Below are 14068 nucleotides of genomic sequence, written 5' to 3' on the forward strand. Positions count from 1 at the left end.
AACCCGGCGCCCGATCCTGCCCCGGCGGGACATCGTCACCCGACGTCGATGCAGGTGGGGGTGCCGCCGCGGGCGTGGGGAGTCGTCACCCAGAGTTCAGCGGTCCTCCGCGGAACCGCGCGGGGCGCGGGCCCCACCATGCGCGATAGTGGGAGACATGCGACTGCTCCTCGTGCGACACGGCCAGACCACCTCCAACGTGGGACATCACCTCGACACGGCGGAGCCGGGCGCAGACCTCACCGATCTCGGACGGGCGCAGGCCGCCGCGATCCCCGCGGCCCTCGCGGAGGAGTCGATCGACCTCATGGTGGTGTCGAACCTCGTGCGCACCCAGCAGACCGCCGCGCCGCTCGCCGCGTCCCTGGGACTGTCCCCGTGGGTGCGGCCGGGCATCCGGGAGATCTCGGCCGGCGACTACGAGATGCGCAACGACCACGAGGCCATCGAGGCCTACGTCGAGGGCGTGTTCGGGTGGGCGCGCGACCTCGACCTGCGGTTGGCCGGCGGGGAGACCGGTCGGGAGGTCGTCGAGCGGTTCGACGAGGTCGTCGACGAGGTCGCGGCTCATCTCGGTGAGGACGGGACGGCGGTCCTCGTGTCGCACGGCGCGATCATCCGCGTGTGGGCGGGCGTGCGCACCAGCGAGATCGACCTGCGCTACGCCGCCGACCACTGGGTGCCCAACACCGCGATGCTCACCGTGACGGGGCGGCCGGGCGATTGGCACCTCGAGTCCTGGCTCGAGGACCCGCTCGGTGGCCGCGATCTCGGCGACCGCGAACACACCGGTCCCGGTGGGGAGACCGAGGCGGCCGCCGAGGCCGAGTGACGAGCGGGGCGCCGGACGTGCCGAGTCCTCATCGAGCCGGTGTCCCCCTTGGCGCGAGACCTCGGACCTGAACCCGGATTCGGCTAGCCTGACGGGATGGACGCGAGCGACGCGCAGGGAGGCCACGATCCCCTCGGCCCGCCCGTGCCCACCGACGTGGAGGCCCTCGTTCCGACGCCCGACGACGCCGCCCACGGCGCGACTCCTGACGCGATCGACGGTGAGGTCGCCGTCGTCCCCGATCCGTCGTGCGAGAGCGCGGCGGACCTCCCGCTCGACGCCGCGACGGACTCGACGCCGGGAACGGCTCCCGACACCACGCCCGATCTCGTCGATCGCGGGATGGCGGGGGCGGTTCCGCAGACCGATCGCGGGCGGCGCACTCGCGCCGCGATCGTCGCCGCCGCCCGCCGGGTCTTCGAACGCGACGGTTACCTCGACTCCCGACTCGTCGACATCGCCGCGGAGGCGCAGTGCTCCGTCGGCAGTCTCTACACGTGGTTCGAGGGCAAGGACGAGGTGCTCGCCGCCGTGCTTCTCGAGGCGCAGAACGAGATGCTCCACCCCGGCACCGGCCGGATCGCCTCGTCCGACGATCCGGTCGCCCTCATCCGCGAGGCCAACCGCGCCTACCTCGAGGCCTATGCCCGCAACGCCGCCCTCAACCGGCTGCTCGACCAGGTCGCCGTCGTCGACGACCGCTTTCGCCGGATGCGGCGGCTGCGGGCCGACGCGTTCGTCTCCCGCAATGCCCGCGCGATCAGTGACCTGCAGGAACGCGGGCTCGCCGACCGTGCCCTCGACCCGCAGATCGCCTCCCTCGCGCTCTCGAGCATGGTGAGTCGACTCGCGCAGTCGATCTACGTCCACGGCCTCGACGCGCCCGTCGACGAGGTCGTCGAGGTCGCCACCCGTCTCTGGACGAACGCCCTCGGACTCACGACGCCGGAGCTCCGGCCGGCGGGGACGAACGACCCGACCGCGTAGCCCGGAACCGACCCTCAGACGGTGTCCCCGGCGTCGGCTGGGCGAGGCGTGTGAGCGGACTCACGCGAACCTGAATCCGGATTCGACTATGGTCGGAGGACAGAGAATCGCAAAGGAGCGAGCCCATGTTCGAGACCACGAAGCGCGGCGAGGACTACCGGACGCGGTTGCTCGCCTTCATGGACGAGTTCGTCTACCCCGCCGAGTCGGTGTACGCCGAGCAGATGGCGCAGCAGAGCGACCCGCACGCCCAGCCGCAGATCATCGACGACCTCAAGGCGGAGGCCAAGGGCCAGGGTCTGTGGAACCTGTTCCACCCCCACCCCGAATGGGGGCCGGGACTCACGAACGCCGAGTACGCACCGCTCGCCGAGATCACCGGCCGCAGCCCCTACCTCGCGCCGGAGGCGATCAACTGCAACGCCCCCGACACGGGCAACATGGAGATCCTCACGCTGTTCGGCACCGAGGAGCACAAGGAGAAGTGGCTCAAGCCGCTGCTCGCCGGTGAGATGGCGTCGGCCTTCGCGATGACCGAGCCGGACGTGGCGAGCTCGGATGCCACCAACATCGAGACGAGCATCGTCGCCGACGGCGACGACTACGTCATCAACGGGCGCAAGTGGTGGTCCTCCAACGCGATGCGGCCCGACTGCAAGGTCCTCATCGTCATGGGCAAGACCGACCCCAATGCCGAGACCCACCGGCAGCAGTCGATGCTCGTCGTGCCGATGGACACCCCCGGCGTCACGATCGTGCGCAACCTGCCGGTCTACGGCTATGTCGACCGCGAGGGCCACGCCGAGATCACGTTCGAGGACGTGCGCGTGCCCAAGACCGCGGTGCTTGCGGGTGAGGGCGACGGGTTCATGATCGCCCAGGCCCGCCTCGGTCCCGGCCGGATCCACCACTGCATGCGGGCCATCGGCATGGCCGAACGGGCGCTCGACCTCATGGTCGACCGGGGCGCGACGCGCATCGCGTTCGGCAAGCCCATCGCCGCGCACGCCAACATCCAGGACTGGATCGCCGAATCCCGCATCGAGATCGAGATGGCGCGACTGCTCACCCTCAAGGCCGCGTACCTCATGGACACGGTCGGCAACAAGGCGGCCCGCACCGAGATCGCCGCGATCAAGGTCGCCGCCCCCAACGTCGCGCTCAAGGTCATCGATCGCGCGATCCAGGTGTTCGGCGGCGCCGGCGTCACCGACGACGTGCCGCTCGCCGAGTTCTACGCCCACATGCGCACGCTGCGTATCGCCGACGGGCCCGATGAGGTGCACAAGCGCACGATCGCCCGCTATGAGCTGCGTCGTCGCGAGAAGGAGCGCGCTGCCGCGGGGGAGGCGACGATCTGATGACCGAGGCACCCGAGCACCAGGCGCCGAAGGGACTCGAGGTCGGTCTCGACGTCGTCGCCGGGTGGATCCGTGAGTCCGACGAGATCACCGAGCCGCTCACCGCACAGCGCATCGGCAACGGTCAGTCGAACCTCACCTACCTGCTCACCGACGCCGCCGACCGGCGGTGGGTGCTGCGGCGTCCGCCGTTGGGGCACCTGCTGCAGTCGGCGCACGACGTCGCCCGCGAGTACCGCATCATGAGCGCGCTGCAGGGCACGGGCGTGCCCGTGCCCCGGGTCCTCGGGCTGTGGACCCCGAACGACGTCGCCCACATGGTCATGGGGTTCCTCGACGGGTACGTCATCGACAGCGCGGCCAAGGGCGAGGCCGCGTCGCCGGAGCTGCGGGCGGCCATCGGCCCGTCGATCGCACGGACCCTCGCGCGCATCCACGCCGTGCCCCTCGAGGAGGTCGGACTCCTCGACCTCGCGAGCCACAAGCCGTATGCGCAGCGGCAGCTCTCGCGGTGGGTCCGTCAGCTGGAGGCGAGTCGCACCACCGAGAGCGCCGACCTCGACCGCGTGATTGAGATCCTCCAGGCCTCGGTGGTGCCGCAGAGCGATCTCACCCTCGTGCACGGCGATCTGCACCTCGCCAACGCGATCTCCGACCCGGAGACCGGCGAGGTCATCGGCGCCCTCGACTGGGAGCTCTCGACCCTCGGCGATCCGCTCGCCGACCTCGGCACGCTGCTCGCCTACTGGCCGGAGCCCTCCGACGGGCTGGCACCGGGGATCTTCGGCGCGTCCGCGCTGCCCGGATTCTCCAGTCGTGCCGAACTCGTCGACGCCTACGCGCAGGCGAGCGGACGCGATGTCGCCGACGTGGGCTTCTGGCACGTGCTCGGGGTGTGGAAGGTCGTCGCGATCATCGAGGGCGTCCGCCGTCGGGTGCTCGACGAGCCCGGCAACGCCTCCCTCGGCGGCGTGCCCACCGAGGAGATGGTGCACGGACTCTCCGGTCGGGCCCTCACTCTCGCCAAGGAGTACGGACTCCCCGGCGCCTGACTCCGGCGCCGCGACCCCGGCCGTCGAGGCGGCTCACGCCGTCGGCGCTCGCGCGTCCGGTGCGACCGTGTGCGTCTGCGTGCGCGTGGGGTCGGTGGCGCGAGCGATGGCTGGCGTGCTTGGGCGTGCCACCGGTGTGGCGCAGGCGTGACGCCGGTGCGGCGCAGGCGCGTCCGGGGTGCGTCGGGGGCGTGTCGGCGGGGTGAAATCTCACCGCCGCTCCCGGGGCTTCGGCGGTTCGGAGCGGACACACGCATCAGGTTGAGGACATGTCCAGCATCCTCGGCGACACTGGGACGGGCGGTGAGCCTTTCCCGCTGCCGACCGAAGACCGAGAGTGTGCGACAACGAGGTCGTCGCTTCACCTCACCCTGCGGAGAATCCGAGATGACCGACATCCTTCACAATCGGCCCGTCACGCTCGCGACCTGGAAGGACGCGACCGGCGGACGCCGAGACACCAACCCCTTCGACTTCATCGAGACCCTGCTGCGTCCGCACTGCGAGCGCGTGGGCATCTACGACGTCGTCCGGCGCTACTCCGACGAGGTCGCCGACGCGCTTCCGGAGCACATCGACTTCGTCGACAACCGTTTCGTCACCGAGCAGCCGCGTGACGCCGCGGCGGACTTCGAGGCCGTCGTCACCGCCATCCGAGAGGCCGACCAGCGCCACCGCCGCCTCGTCGAGGAGTGGATTCGCTGACGTCCAGAGACTCGGGGGACGGACACGAGGGCGGGGCGCGGGAGACACCTCCCACGCCCCGCCCTCGTCGTCCCTGCTCCCCACCCCCCGATCCCTCTGCGCCCCTGCGCCCTCCCACAGAACGGATGACGTCACCGATGACGTCATCCGTTCCAGGGCGATGAGCCCCGATTCGATGACCTCGTCGATGACGTCATCGAGGCTGGGCCGGGGTGACGGGGATCAGGCTGGGGAGGGTCGGGCCGAGGGCTTGTCGCCGGCGGGGAGGCCGGGCCACCAGACCTTGGGTCCGACGACGGTGAAGAGCGCCGGGATGACGATGGTCCGGACGACGAACGTGTCGAGCAGGATGCCGATGCCGACGGTGATGCCGATCTGGGTCAGCGTGATGAGCGGCAGCACCCCGAGGACGACGAACACCGCCGCAAGGACGACACCGGCGCTCGTGATGACGCCGCCGGTGAGGGCGACCGCGCGCTTGATGCCCTCGGGGGTGCCGTGCTCCTCGGCCTCCTCACGGGCACGGGTGACGAGGAAGATCGTGTAGTCCACACCGAGGGCGACGAGGAAGAGGAACGAGAACAGGAGCACCGAGGTCTCCAGGCCGGGGAACCCGAAGATGTGCGTCCCGGCCCACGCGCCCGCGCCGATCGCTGCGATGGCCGACAGGGTCGTCGCGGCGATGAGGAGCAGCGGCCCCCACAGCGCCCGGAGCAGGGCGAACAGCACGATGAGGACGACGCCGAGGATGAGCGGCACGATCTTCATGAGGTCCTGGTCGGCGGCGTCACGGGAGTCGAGCTCGCTCGCGTCGCTCCCACCGACCATCGCCTGCGCGTCGGGGACGGCGTGGACCCTGTCGCGCAGCGCACGCACGGTGTCGAACGCCTCGGGGGAGGAGGGGTCGGCGTCGAGGATGACCTGCCAACGACTCCAGCCGGAGTCGGACGAGCCGGTCGGACGCGCCGCCTCGACACCGGGGGAGTCCGTGAGCACGGCCTCGACCTCGTCCGCGCGGTCGGTGCGGGCAACGACGGTGGCCGGGTCGGCCTGACCGGCCGGGTAGTGCTCGCGGAGCGTCTCGAACCCGTCGATCGACTGGGCCTGCACGCGGAACTGTTCGGTCTGCTCGAGGCCGATGCGCACGCCGGAGAGACCGAGGGCGCAGACCGCGAGGAGCGGGACGGTCACGGCGAGGACGGTCCACGGGCGGCGGGCGACACCCTGGGCGAGGCCGTACCAGCGACCGGAGGCGCCGCGGTCGGGGTCGCCGACCTTGGGGACGAACGGCCAGAACAGGCCGCGGCCGCACAGGGCGAGCACGGCGGGCAGAACGAACACGGCCGCGACGAGCGCGCACAGGAGTCCGGTCGCGGCGGCGACGCCGAGGATGCGGGTGCTCGGGATGGCGGCGACGAGCAGGGTGAGGAGGGCGAGCACGACGGTGACGTTCGAGGCGAGCACCGCGGGTCCCGTGTGCCGGAGTGCGCGACGCAGAGCGAGGCGGTGGTGCGGCGTGCGGCGCAGCTCCTCCCGGTAGCGGGAGACGAGGAGCAGCGCGTAGTTCGTGCCGGCACCGAACACGAGGACGCTCGTGATGCCGGTCGTCGAGCCGTCCAGCGGCAGGCCGACGGCCTCGTTGAGGTGTGCGGAGGCGATCTGCGCCACGCGGTCGGCGAGGCCGACGACGATGAGCGGCACGAGCCACAGGATCGGCGATCGGTAGGTGATGAGCAGAAGCACCGCGACGACGGCCGAGGTGACGAGCAGGAGGCGCAGGTCGGCGCCGGCGAAGGCGCCCGCGGTGTCGGCGCCGAACGCCGGGCCGCCGGTGAGCTGCACGGACAGGCCCTCGGGGAGGTCGGTGCCGGAGGCGTCGCGGACCTCGTCGATCGTCGTCGCCAGCTCGGAGCCGGTGCGGTCGTTCGAGATCGGGACGACCGCCGTCGTCGCCTTGCCGTCGGGCGAGGGGACGAGGGGGACCCGGGTGGCGGTGGTGTCGGCCGTGGTGCCGCTGCCGGTCTCCGGCCCGCGCTCGACGGAGAGCATCCGGTCGCGCGTGTCGGCCGCGGCGGCGAGGTCCTCACGGGTGAGCGCGCCACCGTCGGTGCGGGTGAACACGGCGATCGCGGGAGTCGTGGCACCGTCCTCGAACTCGGCGGCGATCTCCTGCACGCGCGTCGACTCGGCGCCGGCCGGGCGGCCGTTCGGACCGGCGCTGCTGTCGGGTGCGCCGATCGAGAACAGCCCGCCTGCCAACGCGAGGCCGACGAGCAGGGTGAGGACGGCGCTCCACTTGCCCGTGACGAGTCCGCCGAGCGCCCACCACAGGCCGCGATCGTCGGGGTCGGGAGTGTCGAGTCGTGCGGAGTCGGGCCCCGGGGCGTCGGGGCGTCGTGACGAGGCGTCGGAGACGGCAGACGAAGGCATGGAGGAATCCTCTCAGTCGCTGAGAGAACTGTCGACTCGGGAGTACCATCGAGCCTGTGAGCGACCATCCCGCCGACCGCCGACCCGGCCCGACCGCGCCCGCGGGGCGCCGGGCCCGCGGGCCGGCGGCGGGGGATCCCGCACAGCGGGGAACCGGCCGAGCCGTCGGACGTCGGGACATCGCGACGTCCACCTCCGGTGTCGGCGAGGACCGCGACGCAGGCTCGGCGACGCCCTCCGGGGCGGCCGGGGTGCCGGAGGCCGAGACGAGGCCCGCGTCAGGCGCGACGGCGCTTCGCGAGCCGCACTCGACGACACCGGTCGACGCGGCGACCGTGGTCGTGTCCGACGGGCGCGGGGCTGACCGACGTGAGGTCGTCGGGCGGGAGGTCGTCGGGCGGGACGTCGACGGGCGGGACGTCGACGGGCAGGAGCTCGACGAGGACGCGGTCGGCGGGCACGAGACGGACTCGGCGCCGCGGGCTCCGCGGCCGTCGACGTCGGCGCCCTCCACGGCGAGGAGCGTGACCGAACGGGCGTTGTCGGAGGAGGTGGAGGCGCTGTCCGAGGCGACCGCTCGTCTCGGCCGGACCTTCGCCCACGCCCACGAGTTGCACGACACCGACTTCCGCGCGCTCAGCCTCATCCACGTCGGGGAGCTGCACGGCCACTCCGTCACCCCGGCGATGCTCGGGGCGCAACTCGGCCTCAGCAGTGGCGCCGTGACCTACCTGCTCGATCGCCTCGAGCGTGGAGGACACGTCGTGCGCTCGAAGGACCCCCGTGACGGACGACGCGTTCTCCTCCACTACGCCGACCACGGTCGGGAGGTCGCCGGCGAGTTCTTCGGCCCCCTCGGGTTCCACCAGCATGCCGCGCTCGCGGCGTTCGACGACGAGGAGATCGAGACCGCTCGTCGGGTCCTGCGGGCCGTGACCGAATCCGTGCGGGCCTACCACGACGACCTCGAATGCCCGGCCGGCACGTCGCCTCCCAAAGGTTCCGACCCCACCCGTCGCCGCTGACCGAAGTCCGGGGCGAGGGGGGCGCCCACCAGAACGCCGACCCCCACCCCGAGCCCGCCACCCCGCCGCCCGCCCCACCCCCGAGACGGCAGATGGGATGGCCGCCGACAGATCGCTGCAGCAGTAGCTGGGCTTCCCTCCCGTCTGTCTGCCGTCTCGGGGGTGGGGGGCGGGTCGTGGGTGAGAGTTCCCACGGTGTGTCCACAGCGGGATCCGGCGCACGACTCCGACGCCGGTCGCTGCGTAGGCTGACCGCGATGTCTGCCGTCGATCACTCCCCACTCACCGCCGCCCGCGAGACGCTGCGCCGTGTCTGGGGCTACGACGACTTCCGTGGCGACCAGGCCGCGATCATCGAGGAGGTCGTCGCGGGACGGGACGCGCTCGTCCTCATGCCGACCGGTGGCGGCAAATCGCTCTGCTACCAAGTGCCTTCGCTCGTGCGTGAGGGAACGGGCGTCGTGATCTCCCCGCTCATCGCGCTCATGGCCGATCAGGTCGACGCCCTCTCGGCGCTCGGGGTGCGGGCGGGGTTCCTCAACTCGACGCAACTGCCGCACGAGCGGGCCGCCACCGAACAGGCGCTTCTCGCGGGCGAACTCGACCTGCTCTACCTGGCTCCGGAGCGCCTGCGCGTGCCCGACACCCTCGCGCTCCTCGACCGCGTCACCTTCGGCGGTGGCCTCGCGCTGTTCGCCATCGACGAGGCGCACTGCGTGAGCCAGTGGGGCCACGACTTCCGGCCCGACTATCTCGGCCTGTCGATCCTTCACGAACGGTGGCCGGAGGTCCCGCGTATCGCCCTCACGGCGACGGCGACGCAGGCCACGCGGCGCGAGGTCGCGATCCGGCTGCACCTGGAGGACGCGCGTCACTTCATCGCCGACTTCGACCGCCCCAACATCCGCTACCGCATCGTCGCCAAGGACTCCCCGCAGCAGCAGCTCCTCGCGTTCCTGCGTGCCGAGCACGAGAGTGACGCGGGCATCGTCTACTGCCTGTCCCGCGCGTCGGTGGAGCGGGTCGCGACGTTCCTCACCCGGCAGGGGATCCCGGCGCTGCCGTATCACGCGGGGCTCGACCGGGAGGTGCGCCGAGCACCAGTCGCGGTTCCTCCGTGAGGACGGCCTCGTCATGGTCGCGACCATCGCGTTCGGCATGGGCATCGACAAGCCCGACGTGCGCTTCGTCGCCCACCTCGACCTGCCGAAGTCGGTCGAGGGGTACTACCAGGAGACCGGTCGCGCGGGCCGAGACGGACTGCCTTCGACGGCGTGGCTCGCGTACGGGCTCGCCGACGTCGTGCAGCACCGCAAGATGATCGCCGCGAGCGAGGGCGACGCCGCGCACCGGCGCAACCTGGGCCGGCATCTCGACGCGATCCTCGCGCTGTGCGAGACGGTGACGTGCCGCCGTGAGCAGCTCCTCGCCTACTTCGGCCAGCCCGGCACCGGACCGTGCGGCAACTGCGACACGTGCCTCGAACCGCCGACGACGTGGGACGGCACGATCCCGGCGCAGAAGCTCCTTTCGACGATCGTCCGGCTCGACCGCCGCGGGCAGCGTTACGGTGCCGGGCATCTCGTCGACATCCTCCTCGGCCGTGAGACCGACCGGGTGCGCTCGCTCGGGCACGCCGACCTCACGACGTTCGGCATCGGCACCGAGCTCGACGAGCGCGGGTGGCGGGGTGTCGCGCGGCAGCTTCTCGCCGCGGGGCTCGTCGGGGTCGAGGACGACTACGGCACTCTCGGGCTCACCGAGGAGTCGGGTGCGGTGTTGCGCGGCGAGCGGTCGGTGCCGCTGCGCCAGGAGCCCGAGCGGGAGCGTCGCCGGTCGAGCCGGTCGTCCGGTGGCAGGGCCCGCGCCGACGTCACGGCCGACCTCACCCCGGAGGAGACCGCGCTGTTCGAACGCCTCCGGGCGTGGCGCGCGGCGACGGCGAAGGAGGCGGGGGTTCCCGCCTACGTCGTCTTCCACGACGCCACCCTGCGCGCCATCGCCACCGCGGCCCCCACGACGACGGCCGAACTCGGCGCGATCAGCGGCATCGGCGCCGCCAAGCTCGACCGCTACGGCCCCGGAGTCCTCGCCACCGTCGCCGGGAAGTGAGCCGCCCGAGGCGCCTGCCGAAGACAGTTGCTCCACCCGTCGGTGTGTTCGACGGGGGGTGACGAACCCCGCCTCCTCGTCAAGGCATCCAGTGCTGGCGGAACACCTCTGGTCTCGGGTCAAGGGGGACGCCGACGCGGCCGTGGGCGCGTGGCGGCGTGTGTGACACGGCGGCGCACGTGGGTGGCCGCCGATGTGGACGTGGAAACACGGTGCGGGCGATCTCCGTGGTCGGGTTCACTGAGGCGGTGACCCTCGTGTGCCTGATCCCGGATCCGGAACGGCTGACCGCCGTCGCCGAGCGGCTGAGCCTGTGGCAGTCCGATCCGTGGGTGGGGCACCTTCATCCAGGTGATCTGGGGTGGCACTCCTCCGTCGGCGCCGAGCAGATGGCCGCGGATCTTCGCGTCTGGGAGCGCGACGGGCAGCCCCTGGCCATCGGAATGGTGGACGGGCCTGCGGTCCTGCGGATGGCGGTGGATCCGGAGGCCGCCGAGGACCGGGAGGTGGCCGAGCGGATCGCCGTCGACCTGGACCAGAGGGCCACGGGTCGTGAGGCCGTGATCGAGGCTCGAGGTGCCACCGCGCTACGCAAGGCGCTGAGGGGTGCGGGGTGGGTCGAGGACGAACCGTGGACACCGATGACGATGGAACTCACCACCCCCCTCGATCTCACGCGCCTGGACCAGGCGCGCCTGCGGATCGTGGACGCCGGCCCGGACACGGCTTCCGACTGGGCCGGCGTGCACTGGTCCTCGTTCAGAGGGACACCCTTCGACGACGATTCCCGATCCCGGTTCGTCGACCGCTGGGCACAGATCATCAACGGACCGTTCGCCGACCGTGCCCACAGCCTGATCGCCTACGACGCGGATGGCTCACCGGTCGCGGTGACGACGGTGTGGACGGCCGGCCCGGGGCGGCCGGGACTCGTCGAGCCCATGGGGGTCCACCGAGAGCGTCACGGCAAGGGATACGGGGTGGCGATCACTCTCGCGGGTGCACGCACCCTCCAGCGACACGGGGCCAGCTCCGTCGTCGTCGCCGCCGAGAACTCCAACCCCGCAGCCTTGGCCACGTACCGGGCCGGAGCAATGATCAGAACCTGTGGATGGCGCTCGGCGAGGTGACGTGAGGTGGACGTACCTCCCGAGCAAGATCGAAGTCCATGCTCAAGTTCGGATCGGGGTCGGCGTTGGCGCGCCGGCTCGGGAAGGTACATCCATGCTCAAGGTAGTTCACGACGCTTCGGCGTCCAACGAGTCGGCCGGTGGTTCGCTGTTGGATGAGATCGTCCGTGACGGCGCTCGGCAGATGCTTGCGGCAGCGTTGCAGGCCGAGGTCGCTGTCTACATCGAGGCGTTCGTCGACGAGGTCGACGAGGCGGGTCGGCGGCTGGTGGTGCGCAACGGTCATCACGGGTCGCGGGAGGTGACCACGGCGGCGGGCGCGATCCCGGTGCGTGCACCGCGGGTCAACGACAAGCGCGTCGACCCGATCACCGGGCAGCGGCAGCGGTTCGCCTCGGCGATCCTGCCGGCCTGGGCGAGGAAGTCGCCGAAGGTTGCCGAGGTGTTGCCGCTGCTGTACCTGCACGGCCTGTCCAGCGGCGACTTCGGCCCGGCGCTGACCCAGTTCCTCGGCTCCGGTGCGGGCCTGTCGGCGGCCACGATCACCCGGCTGACGAAGGACTGGCAAGACGAGGCGGCCGCGTTCAACAAGCGCTCGTTGGCCGAGACCGACTACGTGTACGTGTGGGTCGACGGGATCCACCTCAAGGTCCGTCTGGAGCAGGACAAGGTGTGCCTGCTGGTGATGATCGGCGTGCGTGCCGACGGTTCGAAGGAACTGATCGCGCTCGACGACGGGCACCGGGAGTCGACCGAGTCCTGGCTCGACCTGCTCCGGTGCTGCAAGCGACGTGGCATGCGCGCCCCGGTGCTCGCGGTCGGCGACGGTGCACTCGGGTTCTGGGCCGCGCTCGGGCAGGTGTTCCCCGAGGCTCGTGAGCAGCGCTGCTGGTTCCACAAGATCGTCAACGTCCTCAACGTGCTGCCGAAGTCGGCCCAGCCCGGCGCGAAGGCCGCGCTGGCGGAGATCTGGAACGCCGAGGACAAGGACCACGCGAAGGCCGCGGCGAAGGCGTTCGTAGCCGACTACGGTGCGAAGTGGCCCAAGGCGGCCGCGAAGATCACCGAGGACCTCGACGTGCTCTTGGCGTTCTACGACTACCCGGCCGAGCACTGGATCCACCTGCGCACGACCAACCCGATCGAGTCGACCTTCGCCACCGTCCGGCTTCGTCAGCGGGACTGCTGCACGGTTAGGGACATCCGAACTGGCTTGCTGTTCAGCGGGCCTGGAAGGATGAAGCATGCCCAAGCCGTACCCGCAGGAGTTCCGTGACGACGTCGTGCGCGTGGCCCGTAACCGCGAGCAGGGTGTGACCCTGGCGCAAGTGGCGAAGGACTTCGGGATCCACGAGATGACGTTGAACAAGTGGATGCGTAAGGCCGACATCGAGGACGGCACCCGCCCTGGTGCGACTGCCAGTGAGTCCGCCGAGCTGCGTGATTTGCGCCGCCGCAACCGCCTCCTGGAGCAGGAGAACGAGATCCTGCGCCGCGCAGCGGCGTATCTGTCGCAGGCGAATCTGCCGGGAAAATGATGTTCCCGCTGGTCCGTGACCTTGCTGCCGAAGGGATTCCCGTGGCGGTGACCTGCCGGGTGTTGAAACTCAGTCGTGGCCACTACTACCGGTGGGCCGCGCAGCCGATCACCGATGCCGAGCTCGAGGAGGCCTACCGGGCCCATGCGCTGTGGCGGGCCCACCTGGACGATCCCGAGTTCGGGTACCGCTTCCTGCACGACGAAGCCGGCGACGCCGGAGTCGTGATGGCGGCACGGACCGCGTGGCGGATCTGTCGGGATAACCGCTGGTGGAGCGCCTTCGGCAAAGGTCGGGGGAAGAGCGGCAAGAGGCCCGGGCCGCCGGTCCATGACGATCTGGTGCGGCGCGACTTCACTGCCGACAACGTTGACGAGCTGTGGCTCACGGATATCACCGAGCATCCCACGGCGGAAGGCAAGCTGTACCTGTGTGCGGTCAAGGACGTCTGTTCGGGGCGGATCGTGGGCTACTCGATGGACTCGCGGATGAAAGCCCGCCTGGCCGTCGCTGCGTTGGACAACGCGGTCGCGCGGCGCACGAACGCGGCGGGGTGTGTGGTGCATTCGGACCGGGGGTCGCAATTCCGAGCGCGCAAGTACGTGCACGCGTTGAACCGGCACGGCTTGGTCGGGTCGATGGGACGCGTAGGGGCTGCCGGTGACAACGCCGCGATGGAATCCTTCTTCGCCTTACTCCAGAAGAACGTCCTGGACCGGCAGAGGTGGTCCACACGTGAGGACCTGAGGATCGCAATCGTGACATGGATCGAAAGGACCTACCACCGACGCCGTCGGCAAGCCCGCCTGGGGCGACTCACCCCTATCGAGTTCGAGACGATCAGAACCTCACAGGCCGCTGCCGCGGCCTGACATCACCGATGTCCCGTCGCGTGC

At 70.9% G+C, this 14068-nt stretch carries 9 protein-coding genes and 2 pseudogenes; 10 read left to right on the forward strand and 1 reads right to left on the reverse strand.

All coding sequences use genetic code 11. From position 1 onward, the window contains the following. Nucleotides 1-157 precede the first annotated feature (157 nt). From RT054_RS08645 to RT054_RS08665, 5 genes are all read left to right on the forward strand, one after another. On the forward strand, nt 158-832 hold the full coding sequence (locus RT054_RS08645) for a histidine phosphatase family protein (protein ID WP_312720934.1): 675 nt from the start codon (nt 158-160) through the stop codon (nt 830-832). Between the two features lie 96 nt (nt 833-928). Next, a complete protein-coding gene (locus RT054_RS08650) occupies nt 929-1819 on the forward strand; it encodes a TetR/AcrR family transcriptional regulator (RefSeq protein ID WP_313023111.1) in 891 nt (296 codons plus the stop codon). Nucleotides 1820-1944: 125 nt separating this feature from the next. Beyond that, a complete protein-coding gene (locus RT054_RS08655) occupies nt 1945-3180 on the forward strand; it encodes an acyl-CoA dehydrogenase family protein (protein ID WP_313023113.1) in 1236 nt (411 codons plus the stop codon). Next, nucleotides 3180-4232 (forward strand): phosphotransferase family protein, encoded by a 1053-nt coding sequence (locus RT054_RS08660; protein ID WP_313023116.1) that lies wholly within the window; start codon nt 3180-3182, stop codon nt 4230-4232. Before RT054_RS08655 ends, RT054_RS08660 begins: the two co-directional genes overlap by 1 nt. 387 nt (nt 4233-4619) lie before the next feature. Further along, on the forward strand, nt 4620-4937 hold the full coding sequence (locus RT054_RS08665; protein ID WP_312720939.1) for a hypothetical protein: 318 nt from the start codon (nt 4620-4622) through the stop codon (nt 4935-4937). A 222-nt stretch (nt 4938-5159) separates the two neighbouring features. Here RT054_RS08665 and RT054_RS08670 read toward each other — a convergent pair whose 3' ends face one another. Then, the gene (locus tag RT054_RS08670; protein WP_313023119.1) at nt 5160-7367 is read right to left on the reverse strand and encodes an MMPL family transporter; all 2208 of its coding nucleotides are present in this window, start codon (nt 7365-7367) and stop codon (nt 5160-5162) included. A gap of 56 nt (nt 7368-7423) precedes the next feature. Between RT054_RS08670 and RT054_RS08675 the strand changes: the two genes are divergently transcribed. From RT054_RS08675 to RT054_RS08695, 5 genes and pseudogenes are all read left to right on the forward strand, one after another. Next, nucleotides 7424-8392 (forward strand): MarR family transcriptional regulator, encoded by a 969-nt coding sequence (locus tag RT054_RS08675; RefSeq protein ID WP_313023122.1) that lies wholly within the window; start codon nt 7424-7426, stop codon nt 8390-8392. 257 nt (nt 8393-8649) lie between these two features. Further along, nucleotides 8650-10504 (forward strand): annotated as a pseudogene (recQ, locus tag RT054_RS08680) (DNA helicase RecQ). Nucleotides 10505-10752: 248 nt separating this feature from the next. Continuing rightward, nucleotides 10753-11634, forward strand: a complete 882-nt coding sequence (locus RT054_RS08685; protein ID WP_313023124.1) for a GNAT family N-acetyltransferase — start codon at nt 10753-10755, stop codon at nt 11632-11634. Between the two features lie 94 nt (nt 11635-11728). Beyond that, nucleotides 11729-12814: pseudogene (locus RT054_RS08690) on the forward strand (IS256 family transposase); the annotation flags it as partial. A gap of 64 nt (nt 12815-12878) precedes the next feature. Next, nucleotides 12879-14044, forward strand: a protein-coding gene (locus RT054_RS08695) for an IS3 family transposase (RefSeq protein WP_313023126.1) whose coding sequence is annotated in 2 segments (ribosomal slippage) — nt 12879-13163 and nt 13166-14044 — 1164 coding nt in all. Because the reading frame shifts where the segments join, the coding sequence is not laid out codon by codon here. Nucleotides 14045-14068 lie beyond the last annotated feature (24 nt).

The sequence above is a fragment of the Mobilicoccus sp. genome (genome assembly GCF_032060985.1).
Lineage (GTDB): Bacteria > Actinomycetota > Actinomycetes > Actinomycetales > Dermatophilaceae > Mobilicoccus.